We start from the raw sequence: 23,948 nt of genomic DNA on the forward strand, positions 1-23,948 counted from the left end.
CGCCAGGGTGAACGCTTGTTGCCCGATCCGGTCTATACCGGGTCTGTGATCTGTGATAACAGGCGGGCTTCAGACGCCATGCCGTCATATTGAAGACATACCCGGGATATCGGTTGCATCAGTCTTGAACAGGAGCATTCATGAAGTTGCAGCACCTTTCTTTGATTCTGGTTCTCATTTTATTTTCGGGAACTGCTCGGGCCGCCACATTATGGGACAAGCTCAACGATGAGGTGGAAACATTTTATCAGCAGGGAGACTATAAAGGAGCGGCGGTAGCGGCGAAGAAAGCGTTGCAAGCAGCAGAACAGGGGTTGGAGCCGGATCATCCGGATATTGCTACCAGCCTCAACAGCCTTGCCATGATCCAGAGTGCCCAGGGACACTACAAGGAGGCGGAACCGCTTCTCAAGCGTGCGCAGGCAATTTTTGAAAAATCATTGGGCGCAGAAAGTCCGGAAGTGGCCGCAACGCTGAATAACCTGGCCATGCTGTACCGGAACAAAGGGGATCATGCGGAGGCCGAGTCGCTTTACAAGCGTGCGCTGGCGATCGATGAGAAAGCATTCGGGGGGGAGCATCCCAACGTCGCTGCAAGCCTGAACAATCTGGCACAGTTATATCAGGCGCAAGGACAATATCCTCAGGCCGAACCCCTCCTCAAACGGGCAGTGGCGATATTGGAAAAAACGGGAGGGCCGCACCATCCCAACCTGGCCATGAGTCTCAACAATCTCGCCTTGCTTTACAATGCTCAGAAGCAGTATGCGAAAGCTGAACCTTTATACAAGCGTGTATTTGCAATCACGAAAAAAGCTTTCGGACCGAATCATCCCAACGTCGCCTTGAGTTTGAATAATCTCGGCGGACTGTATAAAGACCAGGGTAAATACCCTCACGCTGAACCGCTGTTTCGCCGTGCGCTGCTCATCTCTGAAGAAACGCTCGGCCCGGATCACCCGAATGTGGCAACGAGCCTGGAAAACCTGGCGCAACTGTATCGGGAGATTGGTTATACCCACAAGGCTGAGCCGCTGGCTAAACGGGCAGCGGCTATCCGGAAGGAGAAGCAGTGAATCAAGCGGGGAATAAAGTGATGTTTCAGGGGAAGCTGCGGGAAGGGTGATCAGAGATTTTCCAACGGTTCCCATTGTCCGTTGATCAAGGCTTGCAATGGCCTGAATGCCGCTTTGTACGCCATTTTTCGGCTATCCTTGATCCAGTAGCCGAGGTAAAGATAAGGGAGCTTCAATTCGCGGCACTGGTGCACTTGCCACAGGATATTATAGGTACCAAAACTCGCGCCCGGCACATCCGGGTCGAAAAAAGTGTAGACCGACGATATTCCGTCAGGCAGCTCATCGATGATGCTGACCATCCGTAAAATACCGTTTTCCCGGAATTCCACCAGTTTTGAATCGACGTTGCTGGGCAGCAGAAAATGCCGGTACTGCTCGCGGCTGTCCCGATCCATGCCGCCACCCGAGTGGCGTTGAGCCTGATAACGAAGATACAATGCGTAGTGATCGGGGTGATAATATAAATCGTGCTGAGTCGCAACCAGGTGCCGATGTCGCTCCCAGGAACGGCGCTGGCTTCGGCGGAGGGTCAGACTATCAACTACCACACGCACCGGAAGGCAGGCGCGGCAATTGTCGCAGAAAGGACGATAGGTAAAAGCCCCGCTGCGACGAAAACCAGCTTGTACGAGGCCGCCATAAACAATGGTGTCGATCAGGTGACTGGGAGTCGCTACCTGAGAGCGTGCCAGCTGCTCAGGGAGATAGCTGCATGGATAAGACGCGGTAGTGTAGAACTGTAGCGTGGATGCAGGAAGATCATTCAACTTGCTCATGATCGAAACACCATTTTTCGCCTCGTTCCGCATAGTTTACCAATTCTTTCAATCTTTGACTAAATTCCTTGCGAGGGATTTCACGCGCGCCAAGGGACGCAAGATGAGCAGTTTTCATCTGGCAATCAATCATTTCAAATCCCCATCGCTCCAGTTGCCGCACCAGGTGCACAAATGCGATTTTGGAAGCATCGGAAACGCGTGAGAACATGGATTCACCGAAGAATACCCGTCCCAGCGCAACTCCATATAGTCCTCCTACCAATTTACCGTCCATCCAGGTTTCCACGGAATGGGCGAAGCCCATTTCATGCAACACGGTATAGGCGAAAATCATTTCATCCTGTATCCAGGTTCCGCAACTGTCTCGCCGCGGTGCAGCGCAAGCCTCCATGACCTGGGTGAAATCCCTGTCGATGCGGATTTCATAATTGCCCTTTCGCAGCGATTTTTGCAATGAACGAGATACTTTAAGCTCGCCCGGAAACAGCACCATGCGGGGATCGGGACTCCACCAGAGAATGGGATCTCCATCGTTGAACCATGGAAAGATTCCCTGGCTGTATGCTTCGATAAGCCGATGCGGCGAGAGATCACCTCCTACTGCCAGCAGGCCGTTGGGCTGAATGAGCGCCGTGTGCAGCGGAGGGAAAGGTGAATCAGACGAGAGCCAGGGAATCATGAAACAAGCAAGGCGTTGAATACCTTCTGTTTGAGTATCAGGGAGCAGTCGTCTGCCGGAAGCCTGCGTGATAACGCGTTACGTCAGGGACATTCGCCGATTCGAAGCCAGCCCGTCGCAACCGGCAGGAATCACATACGCCGCAGGCCAGCCCGACATCGTCCGCCTGATAGCAGGAAACGGTCATGCTGTAGTCAACATCCAGCAAGCATCCCCTCTTTATGATCTCCGCCTTCGACAAGTTCATGAGAGGCGCGTGAATAGTCAGGCGCGCCCCTTCAGTTCCTGTTTTTGTCGCGAGATTCGCCATCGTCTCGAAGGCTTCGATGTACTCAGGACGGCAATCTGGGTAGCCAGAATAGTCAATGGCGTTAACCCCGATGAAAATATCCCCGCTCCCAAGCACTTCGGCCCAGGCCAGCGCAAGGGAAAGCATGATGGTATTACGCGCGGGTACGTAAGTGCTGGGGATGCCTAGCGTAACCCCGCCAGTCGGAATTTCACGCTCTTTATCGATAAGCGCGGAGCCGCCAAATGTGGAAAGGTCCACTTCAATGACTTTATGGGCGGCGGCACCCAGGGAGTGGGCAAGATTTTTTGCCGCCGCGAGCTCCGAGCCGTGGCGCTGCCCGTAGCTCACACTCAAGGCATAACACTCATATCCTTGCTGGCGAGCGATAGCAAGGGCGGTGGCTGAGTCCAGACCACCTGACAGCAGCACGACTGCCTTAACCATAAAGTTTTGATATCCTCCCCGGCCTAAAGGCCGGAGATTCCTACGGCGCTCAGTGCGACATATCGTACTGAGTCGCTTCGGTGGGTTCCTGCTGCTGGCGGCATTACTGCACCGCTCACTTCACAGGCGAACCGGGCGTGTCCCGCCCTTAAAACATTGATTGCGCCGACCACATCGGCGTTTTTCTCGAAGCCGCATTCCACACAAAGAAATTGCGCTTGCGTTTGGCGGTTGTCTTTGGACACATGGCCGCAGCATGGGCATGTGCGGCTGGTGCTCTGTGGTGGTACGGCGATGAGCCAGCCACCATTCCACGCCAGCTTGTAGTCCAGCTGGCGGCGGAACTCGAACCAGCCTTGATCGAGGATGGCTTTGTTCAGACCGGACTTGGCCCGAACGTTTCTCCCCGGATTCCCGGTTGTGCCTGCTCCCGACCTGGACAGGTTCCGCACCCGCAAGTCCTCGATACACACCATCGCGTGGTTTTGGCTGATAGCTGTCGTGGCCTTGTGCAAGTAGTCGCAGCGGGCGTTGCCGATGCGGGCATGAATCTTCTGGACTCTGGCCTTGGCCTTCTTCCAGTTGTTGCTGAACCTGGTTTTGCGGCTCATGGCCTGCTGCGCTTTGCGCAGCGCGGCTTCGTGTCGCTTGAAACTGTTGATCGGCGCAAGGTGACTGCCATCCGACAGCGTGGCGAAGCGGGCGATGCCCATGTCGATACCGACCGCGCCGCCGTGCGGAAGCGGCTGCTCGACCTCGCGGCGCGTCTGAATGCTGACGAACCATTTACCGCTACTCAGGCTGACGGTGACGTTCTTCACCGTGCCGAACACGCCTCGGCTGTTGCGATAGTGCAGCCAGCCCAGCTTTGGCAGGAAGATGCGGCTGTTTGCCTGATCGAGCTTCACCCCTTGCGGATAGCGGAAGCTGTCGCTCTGACCCTTCTTCTTGAAACGCGGGAAGTCGGCACGCTTGGCAAAGAAGTTGGCGTAGGCCCGCTCCAAATCCTTGAGTGTCTGTTGCAGGGCTTGGGAAGGGATTTCTGCCAGCCACGCTGTGGCGACATCTGCCTTCCATTCAACCAGCAGCGCGCACAGCCCGGCATAGCCGAGCTTCTTCTCGCCCTGCTCGTGTCGTTCCTTCTGCAACGCCAGCGCCTTGTTATAGACGAACCGACACGAACCGACGAAGCAGCGCAACATGCGCTGCTGTTCGCCGTTGGGCTTTAGCTCGAATTTATAGGCCTGGAGTCGTTGCATGGCTCAAATTATAAATTTGGATGGACGCTTCCAGCGTTCGCGCTATCCATCTCCCCCATGAATGGGGGAGCTTTCCGCGCAAATTTGGTAAAAAACGAGTCACAACACAGCCTATTTTACCCTGTTAGTACCCGTTATCGTCCCGGCCTCTCCCCCCACAGCAATTTGTGCAACTGAACCTGCATGCGTACCGGCAGCCGATCCCGTAAGATCCATCCCGCAAGGACAGTCGGATCCAGTCTGCCATGGACTGGAGAAAACAACACAGGACAAGTACGGTCCAACCGATGCTTACCCATCATCTCGACCGCCCACCGGTAATCGCCTTCGTCACAGAGCACAAACTTTACCTCATCATGGCTCGTAAGGCACTGAATGTTGCTCCAGAGATTTTTTTCCACCTCTCCGGAACCGGGCGTTTTGAGGTCCAGGATCCTGGACACGCGCTCATCCACGCCGGATATATCCAGCGCACCACTGGTTTCCAGTGATGCCGAATAACCCGCATCACACAGCAATCGAAGCAAAGCCAGGCACTCTTTTTGAGCCAGGGGCTCTCCCCCTGTTACGGTAACATGACGCGCGCCATGCCTTGCCACCTCCGAGAGAATAGCGGCAAGGGACATGCGTTCGCCCTCATGGAACGCATACGCAGTATCACAGTAGCCGCAACGCAGAGGACAACCGGTGAGCCGCACGAAAACAGTGGGTAGTCCCACACGGCTGGTTTCTCCCTGCAGGGATAGAAAAATCTCATTGACCCGCAAGCTTGCCGTTTCCGCGGAAGATGTAATCTTCCTGGACAGATGTGGGAAATGCGGGGATAGGGTCTGAACCATATACAGGACGGAAGCCGGCAGGAAAATGTCCTGCCGGCCCACACGCTACTTGATACTGATTAACCGTCGTTTGGCTTTGTCTGCTGCATCGCTGCCGGGATATCTGACAATGACGTTTTCCAGAGTTGTCCGGGCGGCATCTTTTTTATTCAGCTCCAACTGGCTGCTGGCTATATTCAGCATCGCATCCGGTACTTTGGGGCTGTCCGGATAGGTTTTGATCAGCGCTTCCTGTGCGGCAACGGCATTCTTGAATTCGCGCAATGCATAAAAGGAATTTCCGATCCAGTAGTGAGCGCTGGCAGCAAAACTTGATTCGGGATAAGACCTGAGAAAGCTGTTGAAGCTGGATATGGCTTCCTTGTACTTGCCTGTCTTGAACAGATCGTATCCGCTCTCATAGGCGCGGCCAGCGGGGCCCTCGGCGACGGGATTCCTGTTGGCAGGCGTATCGTATTCGGACGAAACTGCAGCAGCCGAGGCAGGAGCAGATGCAGTTCCTTTCGCTCCCTGACCAGAATTCAGACCTGCATTGGAATCAATGGCGGAGCTGGATGCAGCGGGGGAGGATAGGTCTGACCTGGGCGCCCCCGTCCCATCGGCTCCTTCCGCCTGCTCCAGCCGCCTGAGCCGGTTATCGAGATCAACGTAGAAATCCCGCTGCCGTTTCTGCGCCAGTTCATTTTCATTGACCAGCACCTCGATCTGGCCCCGTAACCTGTTCAGATCGAGCCGCAGGCTTTCTATCTGGCTGTGAAGCTCCAGCAATGGCCGGCTACCGAGATCTTCTTCGAGTCTGCCAACACGAGATTCCAACGTTTGTCCCTGATTCCGCAGTTCACCCATCGAAGCCTGCTGCGCGACCATACGGCGCGGCGCCCTGTCATCATCGAAGGTTCTCGCATGAACCGAACCACAGACAATCAGAACCGACAGCAGGAAAGTGCGCGGGAGCATGGTTATTCACCCTGATAACGGATATCCACCCGGCGGTTTTCAGCCCATGCAGCCTCGTCATGACCCATTGCATGGGGCTTTTCCTCGCCAAGGCTCACAGCCTCAATCTGCCCCTCCTGGGCACCTGATAGCGTCATTGTATACTTGACCGCATCCGCGCGGCGCTGACCCAACGCCAGGTTATACTCGCGGCTGCCGCGCTCGTCCGTGTTCCCCTGCAGCAACACCCTGGCATTGGGATGCTCACGCAGGTACTTCGCATGTGCCGCGACCAGAGACCTGAATTCATCCTTTACTACATAGCTGTCGAAATCGAAATAAATGCTGCGCTTGGAAAGGATGCTGTTCGGATCGGTAAGCGGATTGAGGGTTGGGGATGTGTAATCCTCAGCCTGCATGCTCTCCCTTTGCGTGGCAGCATCCCTGGATCGATCTCTATCTTCCATATCCTCGTCACCGGGTTGCTTTGTCTGGCTGGCGCAGGCCGTCAACAGGCTGATCAATAACACGCCCAAAACTTTTTTCATTTCTATTCCCTTTTAGGTTAGCCAAAAATACACTGGAATTACTGCAGACGCCGTAGCGGACCCCACGCCGGTTCTCTTATATCACCAGCCTGCGTTGAAAGCTGTTGTCGCGTTCTCCCGTCACTCGAAACCGCGGATAATATACCACGGCCCCGTATTTCAGTTGCATAAAGAACCATTCTGCCGTTAGGGGCAAAGCTTGGCGATTCGTCGAATTTCGAATCCGTGAGCAACCGCACCTGGCCGGTCGCGAAGTCCTGAATCGCCACGTTGAATCTATCGCCGCTGCGGTGGATAAAAGTAAAACCTTTTCCATCAGGACTGTAACGGGGACTCACGTTGTAGCTTCCCTCGAAAGTAAGACGTTCCGCAACCTTGGATACACCTCCTGTGACAGGCATCCGATAAATTTGAGGACTGCCGCCACGGTCGGAGGTGAAAATGATATAACGGCCATCAGGCGAAAAACTTGGCTCGGTATCGATGCCGGAACTTTGAGTAAGGCGCTGGAGCCCTCCGCCATCGGAGTTGATCAGAAAGATTTGCGATCCACCCATTACAGATAGCACAACCGCAAGCTTCCTGCCATCCGGGGACCATGCCGGCGCACTATTGCTCCCCCTGAAATTTGCGACCGCCTTGCGTGCCCGGGTCGCAAGGGCCTGAACGTAAACCACCGGCTTCTTGTTCTCGAAAGAGACGTATGCCAGTCGCGTGCCGTCCGGGGACCAGGCGGGCGATATGATCGGCTCCGTATATTCAATGACCGGCTGGGCATTAACCCCGTCCGCATCCGCCACCTGGAGCGAGTATTTCTTCCCCTGCTTGATCACGTAGGCAATGCGAGTGCTGAACACGCCAGCATCGCCGGTCAGCTTTTCGTAGATCATGTCAGCAATGCGGTGGGCGGCAGCGCGCAGTTGCTCTGGCGGCACTGTCTCGACATAACTTCCCAGTTCTGTCCGCCTTGCCACATCCAGCAACCGCACGCGGATCGATATCTGTCCTCCGGAGACGGGTATCGCGGTACCAATGGCGAGCGCGCTCGCACCCCGACCGATCCAATCCGGATACGAAACCTCGACCGGTTCATGAGGTCGCAGCCCTCCGGCATCGACCAGCTTAAATAATCCTGTACGCCGCAGATCCGCCGAAATGACGGGCGTAAGGCTTTGCGCACCCAGTCTTTCCTCTTCCGCAAAGGGAACTATCGCGACAGGAATCTGGTTGGCGCCTCCACCGAAAATTTCGATGTTGAGAGCAGCCTGCACCGGCGAGCAGACCAGCCACAAGAAGAACAAAACGGCAGCAGAGCCGGAAAGTTTATGCGAGCAGGACGGCATGGGCAGCATAGCAATGGCCATAAGTTAATTTTGAAACAACAGATTATACCAGTCATTCAAGGTAATGCACCTTGACACTCAAGTTGCGGAACTTCGGAAAAAGCGCGGGATCGGGCGGCAGCGGAAGCGGCCTGGACAAGGCAATAGCCCGCTCTACCGCACTGTCGAAAGCAGCGAATCCACTGCTCTTGCGCAGCCTGACATCGAGGATATCGCCCCCCGGAAGCACAGTAACATCGAACTCGACAACCGGGTTTCCAGGCAGATCCTGCGGCATCACGATATTCCTTCTTATCTTGGCAAGAATTCTCGCCTTATATTCGTCAATCTCCTTCGCCAGCCGCGCTTGTGCCGCCGCTTCGGCCTGAAGCCTGTCGCGTTCTTCCTGTTCGCGCCGAAGCTGCTCCACCTCTGCTGCAACCCGCGCCTGCTGTTCTTTCTCCTTCCGTTCCTTCTCGACTTTCTCCTTCCGTTCTTTCTCCTTCTGTTCCTTCTCTTTCCGTTCCTTTTCTCTTCGTTCTTCTTCTCTGCGTTCCTTCTCTTTCCGTTCCTTTTCGGCTTTCTCCTTCCGTTCCTTCTCCTTCTGCTCCTTCTCTTTCCGCTCCGTCTCGGCTTTTTCCTCCCGTTCTTTTTCCCTCTGCTCCTGTTCCTTTTTTTCCTGCAGTTCTTTTTCCTTACGCTCTTTTTCCTTACGCTCTTTCTCCAGTTGCCGCTTGTTTTCTACCGGTTTTTTTTCCGGCTTGGGTTTCTCGGTTTTCTCCTTTATGGCGATATCAGGTTTAGGGGGAGGCGGTGTTTCCGGCTTCGGCACCGGTTTTGTTTCGGGCGGCTTTACCTCCGGAGCCGGCTCAACCGGCTTCGGCGGCGGAGGAGGCGCTGCCCTTACCACGGGTGCCGGTGCAGGCGGAAGGCTGCTCCATAAATCCACCATCATTCCTTCCGGTGGCTCGGTTTTCCAATTGAGGCCGAAAATCAGGAAAGCAAAAAAAACGAGGTGAACCAGCACCGCCAGCACTGCCGCCGGCACTCGCCCTGGTTCAGGTCGAACGAATTTTCTCAACGCCATGGCATTCGTATTCGTTGTGGGCGTCTAACCCAAACTTACAAGCAAGCTCGTTCAATAGTCTGGAGGCAAACACAAATTCCAGCGTCAAGACACGCTGAATGCATGGAAACATATCTTTTGCAAGCAGCAAAAGCTTGCAACGGGGTAGCACGAACAAGCGGCCGACCCACACGGAAGGACTGCAAAGGACGACTGCAAATCCGAATTTTCAGAGGCGTGCTCATTTCGGCCTGGCCAGCAGCCCCACCTTCTTCACCTGCTGCTGTTGCAGAATATCCATCACGTTCATCACTTCCTCGTAGCGCGCATTTTTGTCGCCGGCAATCACCACCGGCTGCTCGGCATTTGCCGCCTGTTTCTGCTTGATCACCTCGACAAGCTCCTTACGACTGACCTGCTTCTCGCCCTCTCTGACAGAGCGATCATTCAGTGCCAGAATACCGTTGGCCTTGACAATCACCTCTAGCGGAGCAACCGGCGGTGATAACGACTTCCCGATCTGCGGCAGTTCAATTTCGCCCGGAGTGATGAGCGGCGCCGTAATCATGAAAATGACGAGCAGCACCAGCATCACGTCAATGTAGGGTACGACGTTTATCTCATTCATCAGGCGCCTTCTGGCGCGTCGCTCAGTCACAATCTCCGCTCTCCGAAACTATCCTTATTCACGTTCCTAACCGCCGGCCTGTCGCTGCAGAACATTCGACATTTCTTCCATGAAGCTCTCGAACCGCGTGGCCAGCCTGTCCATACTGCTGGCATAGCGGTTATAAGCGATAACCGCGGGAATCGCGGCAAACAGGCCCATGGCGGTGGCAATCAGCGCTTCGGCAATGCCCGGCGCAACATGGGCGATGGTGGCCTGAGCGACATTGGACAAACCGCGAAATGAATTCATGATGCCCCAGACGGTGCCGAACAATCCCACATACGGGCTCACAGAGCCGACCGTCGCAAGAAAAGAGAGATGCGATTCAAGACGATCCATTTCGCGCTGGTAGGTCGCGCGCATGGCACGACGGGTGCTGTCCATGGCCGTACCGGTATCCATTCCCGGCTGACGCCTGTGCTTCATGAATTCCCGGAAACCTGCCTCGAATATCCGTTCCATGCTGCCTGCGGTATGACGGGAAGCAGCAGCGCTCTGGAAAAGTGCATTGAGATCGGTTCCCTTCCAGAAAACATTCTCGAATTCATCGCACTGCCTCTCCGCCTCGCGGATGACGAACAGTTTGCGAAAAATGTACCACCATGACATCAGTGAAGCGATCACCAGCAGCAGCATCACCAGCTGCACCGGCAAACTCGCGCTGCCGATGAGCTGAAAAAGGGACATATCCTGGCCAACAGTCAGATTCATGATAATTTTCCAAGCTTGAGACGCAAGGCAGCAGGGACGCTCACCGGTTTCAGACTATCCACTCCCACGCACACCGCCTGCACGGTAGCGGCAGCTAGCGTAACATCGTCTCGCAAGACCCGTTGCGCGATCGTGATGCGGCTTCTGCCCAATTCCGCTGCCTGCGTTGTAATGTGCAGCAGGTCATCCAGCAGGGCCGGTTTAAAGTATTCAATGCCAAGCGAACGTACCATGAAAATCACCTTATGAATCTGACTTAATGAATGAATATTGAACCCCAATTCGCGCAACCACTCGTAGCGGGCACGCTCCATGAAATCGAGATAAGTTGAATGATAAACCACACCGCCCGCATCGGTATCCTGGTAATAGACGCGGACGGGTAAAGAAAAGAGAACCTCGGGACCTGAGTAAGACATCTTTATCTGATCAATTGAGAAATTGATGCCGACATCGCAACAGTTCGCCGGCTGCTACGATTGCATCACGGGCGTTTACTACTGATTCTCATCCCACAAATCCCCGCTGAGTCCATTCCTTGGCAAGGCCAGACCAAAATGTTGATATGCGATAGATGTCGCCATGCGCCCGCGCGGGGTGCGCTTCATATACCCCTGCTGGATCAGGTAAGGTTCGAGCACGTCTTCTATGGTTCCGCGTTCTTCGCTGATGGCGGCGGCGAGGTTATCGACACCGACCGGACCGCCGCCGAATTTTTCCATTACGGTGAGGAGCAGCTTTCTATCCATTACATCGAGTCCGATTGCATCCACGTCCAGCATGAGCAGGGCAGCGTCGGCCACCTGGCGGTTAATGCGGCCCTCCGCCTTGACTTCTGCGAAGTCACGCACGCGTCGCAGAAGACGATTGACAATGCGAGGCGTTCCACGCGAACGGCGCGCAATTTCAGTGGCGCCATCTGAAGAGATGTCTGCTCCCAACAAAGCAGCGGAGCGCATAACGATCTGGGTGAGTTCTTCGACTGAATAGAATTCCAGGCGCGAGATGATGCCAAAACGGTCACGCAGCGGATTGGTCAGCATGCCAGCGCGGGTCGTGGCACCGACCAGGGTAAAAGGCGGCAAATCGAGCTTGACCGAACGTGCCGCAGGTCCTTCGCCGATCATGATGTCGAGCTGGTAATCCTCCAGTGCCGGATAGAGAATTTCCTCCACAATCGGGGAGAGGCGATGGATTTCATCTATGAACAAAACATCGTTGGGTTCGAGATTGGTCAGCAGGGCGGCAAGATCGCCTGGACGTTCCAATACCGGGCCGGAAGTCTGGCGCAGTCCCACGCCCATCTCCTTGGCAATGATGTGCGCAAGGGTGGTTTTACCAAGACCGGGCGGACCAAACAGCAGTACGTGATCGAGCGCTTCCCTGCGCCGCCTTGCCGCCTCGATGAATATCTGCAACTGTCCACGAATTTTTTCCTGGCCTATGTATTCGGCCAGATGCTTCGGCCGCAGCGCCCGCTCCAGATCCTCTTCTTTAAACGAAATGGGTGCGGGGGTGATCAGGCGGTCTGTTTCTATCATTCCCAATTCAAAAAGCGGCTATCCCGCCCGGTTTTCTGTTGGTTGTATCGGATTGCAGAGATAAATTCATTTCAGGAAATCGGCGGCTCCGGAGCGGTAATCCGAAGGATGGGATTTTCCCACTGCCCATAAAGACGTTATTTCTCTTTTGACAAGAGCTTCAATGCCTGTTTTATGCCGTCCGAAACGGAGAGATCCACGGATAGCTGCCTGACCGCCCAATTGGCCTCGCGATCATTATACCCTAGAGACAACAGGGCATTCAGCACATCGCTTCCCATTGTTGAGGGGCGCTGGGCTCCCGTTGCGCCCGGAATCGCGGACACGGCCAGGTCAAGTTTGTCGCGCAATTCCAGCAGCAGGCGTTCGGCCGTCTTCTTGCCGATGCCGGGAATCCTGATCAGACGGGCAGGATCCTGATCGGACACGGCCTGATGCAAGTCAGCCACGCTCAGGCCGGATAGTAAAGCAAGCGCAGTTCTCGCCCCAACACCGGAAATTTTGACGAGCTGGCGAAAAGCCTGCCGCTCATCCTCTGTAGCGAAACCGAAAAGCAAATGCACGTCTTCGCGCACGACGAAATGGGTGTGGAGCGTGATTTGCGTGCCGACGGCCGGCAGATTGTAGAACGTGCTCATGGGCACGTCGATCTCATAACCCACACCCTGGACGTCAACCAGCACCAGCGGGGGAAATTTTTCCAGCAGGAGCCCGCTTATTCTGCCGATCATATGAGGCGTCCCCGCTTTACCCGGTAACCGGCGGTCGGCAGGGCACCCAACCCCAGCCCTCCATGGGCATGGCAGATAGCACAGGCAAGGGCGTCGGCGGCATCCGCCGCAGGCTGGCCGGTGAGGCGCAACAGCCGTCTTACCATTTCCTGTACCTGTTCCTTGCGGGCGTGGCCTTCACCGACCACCGCCTGCTTGATCTGCAGCGCCGTATATTCTGCAACGGACAGGTTATTCAGCACTGCCGTGCATATCGCCGCGCCACGGGCCTGCCCAAGCATCAAGGTGGATTTGGGATTGACATTGACAAACACCTGCTCGATCGCGACATGATCAGGCTTGTGCTCTGCGATGACTTCGTTGAGGTGATCCATGATGCATTTGAGGCGCAACGGCAATTCACCCTCAACGGTCCTGATGCGGCCACTGCTGACGTAGACCAGTTTGCCGCCGGTCTTGTCGATGATTCCAAAACCGGTTAGCCGAAGGCCTGGATCTATGCCGAGTATACGGATTTTATTGCCTTTTTTCTGCCGGAAAAAACCTGCTCAGTCGATCACCGCGGTTGTATAGACTTCCTGTACATCGTCGATGCTTTCCAAAGCATCGAGCAGCTTTTGCATTTTTACCGAATCGTCCCCGGTTAATTCGGTTTCATTGACAGGCTTCATGGTCACCTCGGCTAGCTCTGCCTTGAGCCCTGCCTTCTCCAGCGCTTCCTTCACCAAGACAAATTCATATGGCGGGGTGATGACTTCAATGCTGCCATCATCATTGCTGATAATGTCCTCGGCGCCGGCTTCCAGTGCCACTTCCATCAGTTTGTCTTCGTCCGTGCCCGGGGCAAACAGCAACTGGCCACAGTGCTTGAAAAGAAAACCTACCGAACCGTCCGTGCCAAGATTGCCGCCGTATTTGGTAAAAGCGTGACGCACGTCTGCCACGGTACGCACGCGATTGTCGGTCATGCAATCGACCAGCACCGCCGCACCGGCAATGCCATAACCTTCGTAACGTATTTCTTCGTAATTCACGCCTTCCAGATCGCCGCTGCCGCGCTTGATCGCGCGCTCGACGTTTTCTTTTGGCATATTCTGCTCATAAGCCTTATCGACAGCCAGACGCAATCGCGGATTGCTGTTCGGATCTCCGCCGCCGAGTCTTGCGGCAACAGTAATTTCCTTGATGAGACGAGTGAAAATCTTGCCGCGCTTCGCATCCTGCGCAGCTTTCTTGTGCTTGATATTAGCCCACTTGCTGTGACCCGCCATAATTCTATGCCCTGAGTTCTTTATTGAGTCCTTTATTGAAGTGGTGCAATGTTATCACCCCCCGCCCCCAGCATAAAGCCGACAAGAATGAGTTCCGCAAGCGGCCTCCCTGATCGATAATCGGACTTATTTGGATTCAGGCTTACCGGGTTCAGGTCGCCACCGATCGGGTTCAAACCAGCCACTGATAGGGCACCACATCGAGCGGCTGGAGTTTGCCCAGGATCATGTTGACTACGAGCTGCGCGCTGCCGGGCGCCATGGTGACGCCGTAGCGATAATGACCGCTGTTGAGATACAGGTTGGAGATCGCTGGATGCACGGAAATCACAGGTATGTTATGAGGTGAAGCCGGCCGCAGGCCTGCCCAATGCGCGACGATCGTCTCCTCAGCAAGAACAGGAATCAGGGCTTGCGCCCTTGCAAGCAATGTTTTCCGCGCTTCAGGTGTCGTACTTTTGTCGAAACCGGCTTCCTCCAGGGTGCTGCCCGCAAGTATGTGCCCGTCCTGGCGGGGGATGAGATAAAAATTGTCCCGCTCGTCGAGCACTATCGGCTCGAGCAACCCTGGCCGCACCTTGAACAACAGAATCTGGCCGCGGACCGGCCAGACCTCCAGCGCTGCCGCATGCTCGGCCAGAAGCCGCCTGCTCCATGCTCCCGCAGCAACAACATACTGCCCTGCGGAATGACACTCGCCCGTCACGGTACTGATGGATTGGACGTATCCCCGCTCGATCTTCCAGCCTGCAACCTCGGCATGCTCAACGACCTTACCGCCAAGTGCCTTCACCGCCTTTATCAACGCCTGCAGCAAACGCGGATTTCTTACCTGGCATACTTCGGGCAGCCAGAGTGCGGTCGTGTCGCGCATGAGCGAAGAGGCTATTTGCCTCGATTGAGCCTCCTGCGCGGGTATGGCGTGACGTGCGCACCAGCGCTTGGCCAGAAGCATTCGGTTGCACTTATCAAACGTCCCCGGTTTGACATAGCCTTGGGAAGAATCGGGCAGCACCAGCATGCCGCTGGCCTGATATTCCGGATCGACGCCCGTTTCCGCCTGCAACGCTTCAACAAATTGCGGAAACAGATGAGCACTAAACTGTGTAAGCTGGGTAACCGCTTCCGGATAATCCCATGGCAACAATGGCGAGAGTATGCCGGCACCTGCCCAGGATGCTTCCTGGCCGCAAAGATTGCGCTCAAGTGCGGTAACTGTCGCGCCCGAACGCAATAATTCCCACGCGGTGGTAAGCCCGACAACTCCGCCACCGATCACGATCACATCGCTGCTCAAAAATTATTCCTTCAATAAGCCTCCGCACAGAATAACAAAAGCGGTTCTGGGATGAAACGCAATTCGAGCAGCTGCTTACAAGACCGATGTGTTCTACAAGGCGGTCAAAAAACTTTATATCGGGAGAGTGAGTCGGTATAATGCACGTCCCCTCACACCTATGGGCCGTTAGCTCAGCCGGTAGAGCAGCGGACTTTTAATCCGTTGGTCGGCAGTTCGAATCTGCCACGGCCTACCATAAAAACAATAACTTACATAATCCTCTTATATAGCTATCTTTTACATTTCCGAAAATGTAACCATTTTGTAACCGTCTGAAGCCAATTTGGTGGAGCCAGCCGCGTACAGGAAAATGAGAGAAAACTGTACCGCTGGCCGTCGCGGTTTACGCACTCACGACTAACCGGGCGAAAAACGCCAGGAGCAACTCAAACAAAGGTAATCTGCCCGCTATCGTAAACACTGCCGCGCTCATCATCGTATTGCATGATCCGGCCAAGCGCCATTAAAGCTGCCACGATCCCATCAATACGCCCGTTCGATTTGCTCTTGTCCGGCTTCATGTTTCCCGCTTCGTCCTGCTTGATGCTCACGTTGGAAGCCATCCATTGCAGTACTTCGTTGCCAGCGTGATTTATTTCCTGTGCCAGCACGCGCCGCTCGAATTCCTTTGTCGGTGCACTCATCGAAGCGTAGCCCTGCCCGAAACCGATCAGCTCAAATCCGTCTCCGGAGAGCTGCGTTGCAAGGTGGGTAGCGTTCCAGCGGTCAATTGCTATTTCCTTGATGTGATACTTCTCTGATAGCTCGTTTATTTTCGATCTGATTATTTCGTAATCGATTACGGAGCCCTCAGTTGCGATTAAATCGCCTTGCCTGGCCCATACCTCATACGGAACCCGATCACGCTCTGAACGCCTCCTGATGCCTTCCTCGGGCACGAAGAAAAAGGGCAGCAGGTGAACAGTCGAACCAAGGGGAAAAGCCAGCACCAAAGCGGCAATATCGGTCGTTGTAGCCAAATCCAGCCCAGCGTAACAGGTCTGTTTCGTCAGGTCCGGCAAAGGCTCATTGCATTTGTCCCAGGCTTCCATCGGGATCCATCGCGTGTTCTGTTCGGTCCAGATATTCAACAAAAGCCGCTTGAACGTATTCTCGTATCCTGGCAATTGCTGTGCCTTGGCGCATTCTGCCGCAAAGTATTCTTCCTTTACCGAAACGCCCAAGCCCGGGTGAGCCTTGCGCCAGGTGGCAGGGCTCGTCCATTCGTCCTCTCTGCCTGCTTCGAATATTACCGGCAGGAAGGCGTCATCCTTGATGATCCCGTCCCGCACCTTTACCGCGTAATCGTACAGTTCAAAGCAGAGCGAATGCCGATCGTAACCTGCCGTGGTAATCGCCACGGTAAGAGGCTGTCGGCGCGCGCCGGTAGAGGTGGTGAGCACGTCCCAAAGGTCCCGGTTCGGCAGAGCGTGAACTTCGTCTATCACAATGCCGCTCGCACTGAATCCATGCTTGGTGAACGCATCGGAACTCAGCACCTTGTAGCTGGATGCTGTAGAGGGAACAACGATGGAACGTTTATAGCAGGTGGCCCGCTTGCGCAGTGGTTCGCTTGCGTCCACCATGCCCTTTGCCATCTCGAATACGATAGCAGCCTGCTCCCGGTCCGCTGCCGCGCTATAGACCTCGGCGCCCGGCTCGTTATCGGCAAACAGCAGGATATTGGCAATGCCGGCGGCAAGGGTAGACTTGCCCGCCTTGCGCGGGATCATGATAAACGCAGTGCGGTATTTGCGCGTTCCATCCTTGCGCTTCCAGCCAAATAGCGGCCGGATGATTTTCTCGGTTTGCCACCCAGCCAGGTGTAGGGGTTTACCTGCCCATTCGCCTTTCGTATGGGTCAGGCACTTGGAGAAGAACTCGACAGCACGGTTCGCCGCGGCTTCATCGAACCAAAACTCAGTGCGAGAAGAAGTGCGCCGTTTCGTCATCTTCTGGCCCCTTTGGTATAACAAGCTTGGCACGCGAAGCAGGGCTTAATCCAAGCTCGGCAGCATAGGCGCGAAGCTGTCCCAGCAATGCCGCCTTCAACGGCTCACCTGCTTTAACGGTCGCCACGATTTCCCCATAGGTCACGCAGTGCGCCTCGATCACGGCGCCGTCAACAGAGGTCAAAACACCCAGGCGGTCCAGCTCGGGAACAATGCGCTTCCACTCAGCCAAGGCGTCACCAGTGAGCCAGGAGGGGCAGGGAGGCGCGCCACTGCTCGGCATAGGCTCGGCATGGTTCAGCGGCCTTTTGCCGGGGTTTCCGGCCAGCTTTTTAAGTGCTGTGGGAGTCGGTCTATTTGCCATAGCTCTAAATCTTCAACTGCGGACGCGTGCGTTTGGGGAGGCGCACGGTTCTGGGGTTTTTCGTTCTGGTGATTTTTTCTCTATCCGATCCGGGAATAATCTCTGCGAGTCTTGCGGGAATGGCAGCTATGACAAAGACCGGCCAGATTGCTGAGATCGTTATTGCTCGCATCGTTATCGATGTGATCCACGTCCAGGCTGGCTCTGGTTCGCCCTTGCCGTAAGCACTCCACGCATAAGGGCTGCTGGCTGAGTACATATCTTCTAAGGCGTGCCCAGGCTGCTCCATTAAGTGCCAGCGTCCTGTTCGGGGTCAGCGCTTTCTTTCTGTCCGCTTTCAGTCTCGGCGCGTTTGGTCTGTGCTGTTTGATTGCGTTCGGCATCGGTTAACTTAGGCAGGTTCTCATACTTGCGTACCTCATCAATGAGCAGCCATCCGTCAGCTATCCCCTTGCTGTAGAAGTCAGCCCGGTTGCTGCTATCCCCCCTCAGTAGACCCTCCACGCTGTGCTCAGCAAAGTAGATTCTCCTGGCAGCAGGGGTGAGCAATGATGAGCTGATAGCCTGCTCCCACATGGTCATGTGACGGCGCAGGGTATGGACTACAAACACCCGGTTCATCTCCACGCTGTTGGAGTAGTTACCGTGGCGCAGATCACCAATGATGGTAGGTGGTACGCGGAACAGTCTTGCTATTTCCTCAACGGAGAATTGACGCGCTTCAAGCCACTGCGCATCCTCCATGCTCATCGACACAGTAGAGAAGTCCACGCCTTCCTCGAGGATGGCTGTCTTGCCCGCATTCGCTCCCCCGGCGTGCTGGCTATCCCAGCTTGCGCGCAGGCTGTCTCGTTGATCGTTATTCAACCTATTGGGAAACTTGAGGATGCCGGATAGCTTGGTTCCATTGGTAAAGGTGGAGTTGCCGTGGTCACGCTCGGCCAGTGCCAGTTGAACAGTCTCCCGGCTTGCGGTAATGGGTGCTACCCCTACCAGCCCATTATCCGAACGGTGGCGCAGGTGGAATACCTCTTCTTGCAGCAGTCGCCTTACCTTGCCCTTGGTGTCTGTGACGTCATAAGCTAACCGGCCGTTATCAAGCTGCAGCGTTGTTACCCGGTCAGGCATCAAGGGAATCAGGCTTATCACTTGCCCATCATTTCCCCTTATGATTTCAGCATGAGCATTGCCGCGTAGCAGCGTCATGGCCTGCATCATCTCGCGGAACTCCAGGGCGGTCTGTAACTCGTTCGGCTGCTCGTGCAATACGCGGTAAAGAGGATGATCCGGGGCCCGTTCCCTGCCATCGTCAGGGGTGCGCCGGTAAAGGATCAGGGGCAGGGATGCAATCGTTTCACTGATTGCCGAGACGCACGCGTAAACGGTTGACAGGCTCTCCGCTCTGCCAGGCGTGATGCTTCCGCCACGCAGCAGGGGATGGTTCCATGATGGATCCTTCGCGTTATAAGTCCTGCGCTCCAAACCGATGAAATTCAGTGCACGATTGAGCAGGCTCATTCGTACGCCTCAAGCGTTACATGGTAGAGCCCGATACTGTCGAAGTATTCCTTCTTGCGCCAAAGGTCCATGCTGCGCTTGGCGACAGTGGTATCGAGATAAGCAGGATTCGCGGTAATGGTTATTTCTTGCAGATCGACATCAATCAAATCCCGCATGAGCTGGCCTGAGCGCATCTCCCAATGGTCGCCGCCTTTGGGCACTCTGAAGCCGAAGGAACAGCCGGCAATGTCTCTGCGTTCCACCAGAACGCCCAGGTCACGCGCATAGCTGGTATCGGGCAGGGACAGTTCAAAGCGCAGCCCCTTCCAATCTTCCTGTAGTGTGAGGGTACGTGAACCTACGCGCCCCAGAAGGCGCTGTGGGTCGTGCTCAAGCAGTGCGCGGATATTGCCGGGGTTTTTCAGGGACCGATTGAATGCGCCGGGCAGTATCTGTTCGACAAAGCCGCCCAGGTCTTGACTGGGGGAGTCATAAATCGCCGCGTAGCCCCACAGCTTGCCGGGAGAGTCCATGAGCAGCGCCCCTCCCGATCTTATCTCGATGGTATCTGAGATCATGGCGCACCCTTACGATACGGTTATGTCGTTTGCCAGGACAAAGGCGGTAGGTTGCCGCAATGCTATGTCACAGGTCGCCATCGCCCGAACCAACACGCCGCCACGAGCGTAGGCAGTCGAATCGAACGGGTTAACCAAAATATCGAGTTCGCTCCAGATTCCCAGCAAGACCTGGCTGAAGTCGCCCAGGATGAGCTGGCCTTTCGCAGTAGCCAAGGGAACCTGCTTTGTGCTGTGGACTGGCAGATCGGCCATGCGGCCATTCTCGGAAAGGTAGGTCGCTCCTGCCGTTGCTGATTTCAGCGTGACGCGCAGTTTCTTGGTAACACCCGGAGAAGTGAGCCATGCGCCTGCTGTGGCGTTTGCCAGTTCGATTTTTTCAACCATCGAAGCGATACCTGCCCAATCCAGTGTTGCAAGCGAGCTGGTTTGTATACCTGTCGTGCCGATGATTCCTTTCGGCTCATTGGTCCCGCCGCCTTTGATGAGTGCACTATCAAGCGCGGCAGCAATGGCGAATGACATGTCATCACGGAGCAACTGCTCGATGTCGGGGCTGCTCTGTTGGATGAGCTGCCTGGACATTTCAGACAATGCGCCAACGTGCTTGGGAGAAAGAGACTTGCTGGCAAAGGTCATGTCTGAAGCGGTCAGGGCTGAATTTTCAGCTACCCATCCAGACGTAACACCAGAGCCGTAAGCAGGAATGGATACATCGCCTTGCAGGCCGCTTAAGACTCGTACGCCAAGGGAACGTGCCAGGAGCTTGTTGCGCAGGGGCTCGATGAACTGATCTGGCCGGTGGTCGGTAGGGACGATTTGACCTGCGGTTGACGTGAGGTTTACCCGCTTTTCCAGAACGGAGAGGGGAACAAACGTACCTCCAGCCTTGCGACCTGTCCTGCGCTCTATCTCTTTCGAGTATTCAGCTTCAGCACCGGATAGTGCCCGGCCTTCCATCCCGGCCCGAATCACGCTCAAAAGGCTCACATTGCTTTCCAGCTCAGTGAAAGACCTGTCGCCGCTAACCGGGGTGCCATTCATGCGCCGCTCAGCTTCTGCAATGAAGGTTGCGCGGGTTTCTTCTTCCTCCAAAGAGGTAATCTTTGCCTTCAGGCTGTCAAACTTTTCTACTTCCGAAGCCGAAAGATTGCGTTTTTCCGACTGTGCTTTTTCGACCATGCCGCGCATTTCTGCAACAGCTAAGGCACGTTGTTCCTTGATTGAGTGCAACATTAAATGCTCCTGTAATAAAAAGACTTAGCTAACTTTTATCACAGGAATCAAGCTATTGCAACTAATATTCTTTTAAATCAATTAGATACAACAAAGATGAATAATAATCAACAGTACATAAACCGGCCTTACGTTTTATCGTGCTGGCACGATAAAATTCAGCAGGGAATGTAACGTTACGGTAACGCGTGACGTCACTGTGACGGTTCATGAATTTATGACGGGCTCACTATCCAAATTGGAAAGTGAGAATCAAGGTGCAACGTTGCATCTTGCTCTAAAACCCGCGCCAGATGTCACTATCACACGGAGTGATAGTGAGGTCACTGGCAACGTTGACCATTTATCTTGTGATCGATCACAAGATAGGATCGAAGTGCGGTCGTCAGTAACGACTGCACTTCAAGCAATGCGCTCGTCCCAGATAAACTGATAGCGACTTGCCACTTTGCCTACACCTTTCGACACGAGCTTTAGCACACCATCGGCCACGAGTGCCGCCAGCATTTTGGATGCGTCAGTAAAGTGAATGCCTAGCTGCTCGCCAGCTTGCCGAGCTGAGATGAAGAACGGCTCATTGCCTTCATGCGCCTGCAAAGCCATACAGAGACGCACAAGGTGATTTCCATGTGCGCCATACCCCAGCGCTTCTATACCTGGCGGTAGCGGCTCAGAGTGGTTAATGCTGCTTGTGATCTTTTGCATAGTTGCTCCATGTGGTTGCCTCACTTTTTCCCAGCCACGCATGAAGTCAGTCATCGTTACCGCAAAGTCTTTTGAGCCGATAACTGGCAATGCGAGTGCGTGCCATTGCTTTGCGATTTCGCGCAATTCCTGCTTTGTCGCCTGTGGATAGACTCCTTTCACATACCGCGCCAGTTCAAACAGGCATTTATTACGCTGGCCTTCCTGTTCTGGCAGGGTATGTTCTGGGATACCTACAGAAGAACACAGAAGAACTACAGAAGAAGACTGAAGATGACTTCTGTCATCTTCTGCTCTCTTCTGTAGGTGAGGGGAACGAATGGTATTTGCCGCATCAACGAAACCTGGAAGCGGGACAAGCGGACCAGATAAAAGCGGGTGTCCAGTGACGGACAAATAACGCTCTCTAGCGTATAGCTCGACGTTGATGCCGTCGATCTTGCCACGTGTCCCGGCGATGCTCTCGCCATAGCCGAAACCACGTAAACCCGTACCGCTCGGACTGACTTCTATATACTTGCAACCGATGCGCTCTAGCAGGCGCATGGCGGCAGTTTCAGGCGCACCATTATGAATGCACTTGTCCAAGTCTACGCCAACAATGCCATCACCATTCAGCACGAAGCCCACGCCCAGATAACCCCCTTCCTCATAGGCTGTTTGTGCTTGGTCAAAGCTGGCCCACGTCGATGGATCGGTGACGCTCGCCGTGCTGTTAATCATGGTGGCACAGTAAGGAACTTTGGCCCCTTTCCAGACGACCCAGCGTGTATGCCTGTGAAGCTCTGCGGGCATCGCATTGAAGTCTGGGGACAGCATGCTGCCCCCGGCCATTATTTGCCTCCTGTCGCGGTAATCTGCCTTACCAACTGCAAGTGGCTTCTTTTGGCTTGATACTGTTCGCGCTTGACCGCATTAACGATTAATTCAGCCGCTTGGTAGATGGCGCGGTATGAACTGTCATAGGAGAATTCATCTAGACCGCTCCCGCCAAGTGTCCAGTCGTTTTCTTCCGGACTTACTTTTAAGGTGAACTCTGGGGGTTTTTTGGGTGCTGCGTACTGATGCTCATGGCCTTTGTTAATACTGAAAATTCCACCTTTGAGCTTTCTCACTTCCCACGTATCAGGAAATTTCGAGTAATCCCATTTCAGGCGTTTTCTGCCTTCGGGGAATTGGTCTGGTTTAGCAATACCAGAAGAGATTAGCTGTTCGCGAGTGCCGGTATATGTAGTGGCACGTGGGGCTGCGGAAATAACGATGAACTTGTGCGCGGACGCGCGAGGGGATGCCTTAGGCATGGTATGACTCCTTTGCAAGCGGTTTAAGTTTTCCGCTTCCCAGCTGTCAAACTGGTGGGCGGACTCGTGCGGGTTGACAGACCGGGCAAAGGACCGGCGAGCCTTTCGGCTCCCCGCACGAGCCACCCGTAAAGGGGTGACGATCATGCTACGGACGTAAAAAAACCGCTCAAGGTGGCGGTTGTCCGCCTTTGCTACCGAGCTGTCAAACTCGGCCTCTGAATTTGCAGAGGTGTGGAAAGCATAATCCGGAGGTAATGCGAATGTCAAGCAATTATTCATAGCGAGACGAATCCACATTCAATCGACCGCTGCTCGTTCGCAATCCGTTTTTCCCATTCCTCGGCAGCGCGCCGGGTGATGATGATTTGATCGCCAAGTTTGATTTCGTCGGGGGCAAGATACTGCTGCTTTAGGACTTCGTAATACTCGCGGGGGCAGTGATACGCTTCGCAGAATTGCTCGATTGTGTAGGCTACCGGGCTCATTGCGCACCTCCATTCAGAAGAGCACGGATCGCAGCAACAGGCCAGGCTAGCCGGCCATTTATGCGGATAGGACGGATAGGACCATTCTCAAGGCAGGCCCAGGCGCGTAGGGTTTGGGATTTTCTGTTTAAGTAGAACGCGGCGGCATCAGTGGGGACTGCGGGCCGGATTTCATGTTCGAGGGGAGTGAAGCGTTGATTTGCTGCTGAATGCATGTTGAACCACCTTTCGCCCTTCGGCTTCGTTTAAGATGGTTCATTATTTATCAGAGGCTTATAAACACCGCTATGCTCGGCGGCTATTCTCCCTTAGCGGCGC

At 54.8% G+C, this 23,948-nt stretch carries 27 protein-coding genes and 1 tRNA gene; 2 read left to right on the top strand and 26 right to left on the bottom strand.

The genetic code is table 11. The annotated features are described in order from the left end of the window. Positions 1-140 precede the first annotated feature (140 nt). Entirely contained in the window at positions 141-1,076 is a 936-nt protein-coding gene (locus ACZ5BW_RS14390; RefSeq protein WP_464541148.1) for a tetratricopeptide repeat protein, read from the top strand. A gap of 50 nt (positions 1,077-1,126) precedes the next feature. Here ACZ5BW_RS14390 and ACZ5BW_RS14395 read toward each other — a convergent pair whose 3' ends face one another. The 17 genes from ACZ5BW_RS14395 to thiO all read right to left on the bottom strand — a co-directional run bounded on the left by ACZ5BW_RS14395 (position 1,127) and on the right by thiO (position 15,464). Continuing rightward, positions 1,127-1,855, bottom strand: coding sequence for an arginyltransferase (locus ACZ5BW_RS14395; RefSeq protein WP_113067836.1), 729 nt, complete (start codon positions 1,853-1,855; stop codon positions 1,127-1,129). After that, positions 1,839-2,537, bottom strand: a complete 699-nt coding sequence (aat, locus tag ACZ5BW_RS14400) for a leucyl/phenylalanyl-tRNA--protein transferase (protein WP_464541150.1) — start codon at positions 2,535-2,537, stop codon at positions 1,839-1,841. The genes ACZ5BW_RS14395 and aat overlap by 17 nt, the downstream gene beginning before the upstream one ends. A gap of 37 nt (positions 2,538-2,574) precedes the next feature. Continuing rightward, entirely contained in the window at positions 2,575-3,273 is a 699-nt protein-coding gene (queC, locus tag ACZ5BW_RS14405) for a 7-cyano-7-deazaguanine synthase QueC (protein WP_464541152.1), read from the bottom strand. Positions 3,274-3,296: 23 nt separating this feature from the next. Continuing rightward, the gene (locus ACZ5BW_RS14410) at positions 3,297-4,532 is read right to left on the bottom strand and encodes an RNA-guided endonuclease InsQ/TnpB family protein (RefSeq protein WP_464541154.1); all 1,236 of its coding nucleotides are present in this window, start codon (positions 4,530-4,532) and stop codon (positions 3,297-3,299) included. 134 nt (positions 4,533-4,666) lie between these two features. Next, on the bottom strand, positions 4,667-5,371 hold the full coding sequence (gene queE / locus ACZ5BW_RS14415; protein ID WP_464541156.1) for a 7-carboxy-7-deazaguanine synthase QueE: 705 nt from the start codon (positions 5,369-5,371) through the stop codon (positions 4,667-4,669). 45 nt (positions 5,372-5,416) lie between these two features. Then, positions 5,417-6,328: a tol-pal system protein YbgF gene (gene ybgF / locus ACZ5BW_RS14420; RefSeq protein ID WP_464541158.1), complete on the bottom strand. Its 912-nt coding sequence runs from the start codon at positions 6,326-6,328 to the stop codon at positions 5,417-5,419. Positions 6,329-6,330: 2 nt separating this feature from the next. Beyond that, positions 6,331-6,855 (bottom strand): peptidoglycan-associated lipoprotein Pal, encoded by a 525-nt coding sequence (gene pal, locus ACZ5BW_RS14425; RefSeq protein ID WP_464541160.1) that lies wholly within the window; start codon positions 6,853-6,855, stop codon positions 6,331-6,333. Between the two features lie 38 nt (positions 6,856-6,893). Continuing rightward, positions 6,894-8,219 carry a Tol-Pal system beta propeller repeat protein TolB gene (gene tolB, locus ACZ5BW_RS14430; RefSeq protein ID WP_464541162.1) on the bottom strand — a complete coding sequence of 442 codons (1,326 nt, stop codon included), beginning with the start codon at positions 8,217-8,219 and terminating at the stop codon, positions 6,894-6,896. Between the two features lie 31 nt (positions 8,220-8,250). After that, complete coding sequence (gene tolA, locus ACZ5BW_RS14435; RefSeq protein ID WP_464541165.1) at positions 8,251-9,264, bottom strand: cell envelope integrity protein TolA; 1,014 nt, start codon at positions 9,262-9,264, stop codon at positions 8,251-8,253. Positions 9,265-9,484: 220 nt separating this feature from the next. After that, positions 9,485-9,871 (bottom strand): protein TolR, encoded by a 387-nt coding sequence (gene tolR, locus ACZ5BW_RS14440; RefSeq protein WP_464541167.1) that lies wholly within the window; start codon positions 9,869-9,871, stop codon positions 9,485-9,487. A 66-nt stretch (positions 9,872-9,937) separates the two neighbouring features. Then, positions 9,938-10,624 (bottom strand): protein TolQ, encoded by a 687-nt coding sequence (gene tolQ / locus ACZ5BW_RS14445; protein ID WP_464541169.1) that lies wholly within the window; start codon positions 10,622-10,624, stop codon positions 9,938-9,940. Then, a complete protein-coding gene (gene ybgC / locus ACZ5BW_RS14450) occupies positions 10,621-11,043 on the bottom strand; it encodes a tol-pal system-associated acyl-CoA thioesterase (protein WP_464541171.1) in 423 nt (140 codons plus the stop codon). The genes tolQ and ybgC overlap by 4 nt, the downstream gene beginning before the upstream one ends. A 78-nt stretch (positions 11,044-11,121) precedes the next feature. Beyond that, the gene (gene ruvB, locus ACZ5BW_RS14455; protein WP_464541173.1) at positions 11,122-12,165 is read right to left on the bottom strand and encodes a Holliday junction branch migration DNA helicase RuvB; all 1,044 of its coding nucleotides are present in this window, start codon (positions 12,163-12,165) and stop codon (positions 11,122-11,124) included. Between the two features lie 137 nt (positions 12,166-12,302). Continuing rightward, entirely contained in the window at positions 12,303-12,896 is a 594-nt protein-coding gene (gene ruvA / locus ACZ5BW_RS14460) for a Holliday junction branch migration protein RuvA (RefSeq protein ID WP_464541175.1), read from the bottom strand. Beyond that, positions 12,893-13,411, bottom strand: a complete 519-nt coding sequence (gene ruvC / locus ACZ5BW_RS14465; protein ID WP_464543726.1) for a crossover junction endodeoxyribonuclease RuvC — start codon at positions 13,409-13,411, stop codon at positions 12,893-12,895. The genes ruvA and ruvC overlap by 4 nt, the downstream gene beginning before the upstream one ends. 33 nt (positions 13,412-13,444) lie before the next feature. Beyond that, entirely contained in the window at positions 13,445-14,167 is a 723-nt protein-coding gene (locus tag ACZ5BW_RS14470; protein ID WP_464541177.1) for a YebC/PmpR family DNA-binding transcriptional regulator, read from the bottom strand. Positions 14,168-14,339: 172 nt separating this feature from the next. Further along, positions 14,340-15,464 (bottom strand): glycine oxidase ThiO, encoded by a 1,125-nt coding sequence (gene thiO / locus ACZ5BW_RS14475; protein ID WP_464541179.1) that lies wholly within the window; start codon positions 15,462-15,464, stop codon positions 14,340-14,342. A 162-nt stretch (positions 15,465-15,626) separates the two neighbouring features. On the opposite strand from thiO, the gene ACZ5BW_RS14480 reads away from it, so the two are divergent. Further along, positions 15,627-15,702: transfer RNA gene (locus tag ACZ5BW_RS14480), tRNA-Lys, on the top strand. Positions 15,703-15,892: 190 nt separating this feature from the next. Here the strand turns inward: ACZ5BW_RS14480 and ACZ5BW_RS14485 are convergent. The 9 genes from ACZ5BW_RS14485 to ACZ5BW_RS14525 form a co-directional block, all read right to left on the bottom strand. After that, on the bottom strand, positions 15,893-17,458 hold the full coding sequence (locus ACZ5BW_RS14485; RefSeq protein ID WP_464541181.1) for a terminase large subunit: 1,566 nt from the start codon (positions 17,456-17,458) through the stop codon (positions 15,893-15,895). Continuing rightward, on the bottom strand, positions 17,427-17,822 hold the full coding sequence (locus ACZ5BW_RS14490) for a P27 family phage terminase small subunit (RefSeq protein WP_464541183.1): 396 nt from the start codon (positions 17,820-17,822) through the stop codon (positions 17,427-17,429). The genes ACZ5BW_RS14485 and ACZ5BW_RS14490 overlap by 32 nt, the downstream gene beginning before the upstream one ends. 80 nt (positions 17,823-17,902) lie before the next feature. Beyond that, positions 17,903-18,205, bottom strand: coding sequence for an HNH endonuclease (locus ACZ5BW_RS14495; protein ID WP_464541185.1), 303 nt, complete (start codon positions 18,203-18,205; stop codon positions 17,903-17,905). Further along, the gene (locus ACZ5BW_RS14500) at positions 18,111-19,340 is read right to left on the bottom strand and encodes a phage portal protein (RefSeq protein WP_464541187.1); all 1,230 of its coding nucleotides are present in this window, start codon (positions 19,338-19,340) and stop codon (positions 18,111-18,113) included. Before ACZ5BW_RS14500 ends, ACZ5BW_RS14495 begins: the two co-directional genes overlap by 95 nt. After that, positions 19,337-19,900 carry an HK97 family phage prohead protease gene (locus tag ACZ5BW_RS14505; RefSeq protein ID WP_464541189.1) on the bottom strand — a complete coding sequence of 188 codons (564 nt, stop codon included), beginning with the start codon at positions 19,898-19,900 and terminating at the stop codon, positions 19,337-19,339. The genes ACZ5BW_RS14500 and ACZ5BW_RS14505 overlap by 4 nt, the downstream gene beginning before the upstream one ends. Positions 19,901-19,909: 9 nt before the next feature. Beyond that, a complete protein-coding gene (locus ACZ5BW_RS14510; RefSeq protein WP_464541191.1) occupies positions 19,910-21,136 on the bottom strand; it encodes a phage major capsid protein in 1,227 nt (408 codons plus the stop codon). Positions 21,137-21,538: 402 nt separating this feature from the next. Then, entirely contained in the window at positions 21,539-22,675 is a 1,137-nt protein-coding gene (locus tag ACZ5BW_RS14515; RefSeq protein ID WP_464541193.1) for a hypothetical protein, read from the bottom strand. Continuing rightward, a complete protein-coding gene (locus ACZ5BW_RS14520; RefSeq protein WP_464541195.1) occupies positions 22,675-23,412 on the bottom strand; it encodes a hypothetical protein in 738 nt (245 codons plus the stop codon). The genes ACZ5BW_RS14515 and ACZ5BW_RS14520 overlap by 1 nt, the downstream gene beginning before the upstream one ends. 8 nt (positions 23,413-23,420) lie before the next feature. Beyond that, complete coding sequence (locus ACZ5BW_RS14525; RefSeq protein WP_464541197.1) at positions 23,421-23,630, bottom strand: hypothetical protein; 210 nt, start codon at positions 23,628-23,630, stop codon at positions 23,421-23,423. Positions 23,631-23,948: the final 318 nt, after the last annotated feature.

This window comes from Nitrosospira sp. TNL300 (assembly GCF_055385915.1).

What these genes read in the sequence shown, in the direction of transcription:
- ACZ5BW_RS14500 (WP_464541187.1), bottom strand. Translation starts at nt 19,340, where the DNA reads ATGAGCCTGCTCAATCGTGCACTGAATTTCATCGGTTTGGAGCGCAGG.
- tolA (WP_464541165.1), bottom strand. Translation starts at nt 9,264, where the DNA reads ATGGCGTTGAGAAAATTCGTTCGACCTGAACCAGGGCGAGTGCCGGCG.
- tolB (WP_464541162.1), bottom strand. Translation starts at nt 8,219, where the DNA reads ATGGCCATTGCTATGCTGCCCATGCCGTCCTGCTCGCATAAACTTTCC.
- queE (WP_464541156.1), bottom strand. Translation starts at nt 5,371, where the DNA reads ATGGTTCAGACCCTATCCCCGCATTTCCCACATCTGTCCAGGAAGATT.
- aat (WP_464541150.1), bottom strand. Translation starts at nt 2,537, where the DNA reads ATGATTCCCTGGCTCTCGTCTGATTCACCTTTCCCTCCGCTGCACACG.
- ACZ5BW_RS14485 (WP_464541181.1), bottom strand. Translation starts at nt 17,458, where the DNA reads ATGACGAAACGGCGCACTTCTTCTCGCACTGAGTTTTGGTTCGATGAA.
- tolR (WP_464541167.1), bottom strand. Translation starts at nt 9,871, where the DNA reads ATGAATGAGATAAACGTCGTACCCTACATTGACGTGATGCTGGTGCTG.
- ybgF (WP_464541158.1), bottom strand. Translation starts at nt 6,328, where the DNA reads ATGCTCCCGCGCACTTTCCTGCTGTCGGTTCTGATTGTCTGTGGTTCG.
- ACZ5BW_RS14470 (WP_464541177.1), bottom strand. Translation starts at nt 14,167, where the DNA reads ATGGCGGGTCACAGCAAGTGGGCTAATATCAAGCACAAGAAAGCTGCG.
- ruvB (WP_464541173.1), bottom strand. Translation starts at nt 12,165, where the DNA reads ATGATAGAAACAGACCGCCTGATCACCCCCGCACCCATTTCGTTTAAA.
- ACZ5BW_RS14390 (WP_464541148.1), top strand. Translation starts at nt 141, where the DNA reads ATGAAGTTGCAGCACCTTTCTTTGATTCTGGTTCTCATTTTATTTTCG.
- ACZ5BW_RS14515 (WP_464541193.1), bottom strand. Translation starts at nt 22,675, where the DNA reads ATGGCCGGGGGCAGCATGCTGTCCCCAGACTTCAATGCGATGCCCGCA.
- ACZ5BW_RS14505 (WP_464541189.1), bottom strand. Translation starts at nt 19,900, where the DNA reads ATGATCTCAGATACCATCGAGATAAGATCGGGAGGGGCGCTGCTCATG.
- ACZ5BW_RS14495 (WP_464541185.1), bottom strand. Translation starts at nt 18,205, where the DNA reads ATGCCGAACGCAATCAAACAGCACAGACCAAACGCGCCGAGACTGAAA.
- ACZ5BW_RS14410 (WP_464541154.1), bottom strand. Translation starts at nt 4,532, where the DNA reads ATGCAACGACTCCAGGCCTATAAATTCGAGCTAAAGCCCAACGGCGAA.
- ACZ5BW_RS14490 (WP_464541183.1), bottom strand. Translation starts at nt 17,822, where the DNA reads ATGGCAAATAGACCGACTCCCACAGCACTTAAAAAGCTGGCCGGAAAC.
- ruvA (WP_464541175.1), bottom strand. Translation starts at nt 12,896, where the DNA reads ATGATCGGCAGAATAAGCGGGCTCCTGCTGGAAAAATTTCCCCCGCTG.
- ACZ5BW_RS14510 (WP_464541191.1), bottom strand. Translation starts at nt 21,136, where the DNA reads ATGTTGCACTCAATCAAGGAACAACGTGCCTTAGCTGTTGCAGAAATG.
- ACZ5BW_RS14395 (WP_113067836.1), bottom strand. Translation starts at nt 1,855, where the DNA reads ATGAGCAAGTTGAATGATCTTCCTGCATCCACGCTACAGTTCTACACT.
- tolQ (WP_464541169.1), bottom strand. Translation starts at nt 10,624, where the DNA reads ATGAATCTGACTGTTGGCCAGGATATGTCCCTTTTTCAGCTCATCGGC.
- ybgC (WP_464541171.1), bottom strand. Translation starts at nt 11,043, where the DNA reads ATGTCTTACTCAGGTCCCGAGGTTCTCTTTTCTTTACCCGTCCGCGTC.
- queC (WP_464541152.1), bottom strand. Translation starts at nt 3,273, where the DNA reads ATGGTTAAGGCAGTCGTGCTGCTGTCAGGTGGTCTGGACTCAGCCACC.
- pal (WP_464541160.1), bottom strand. Translation starts at nt 6,855, where the DNA reads ATGAAAAAAGTTTTGGGCGTGTTATTGATCAGCCTGTTGACGGCCTGC.
- ACZ5BW_RS14525 (WP_464541197.1), bottom strand. Translation starts at nt 23,630, where the DNA reads ATGAGCCCGGTAGCCTACACAATCGAGCAATTCTGCGAAGCGTATCAC.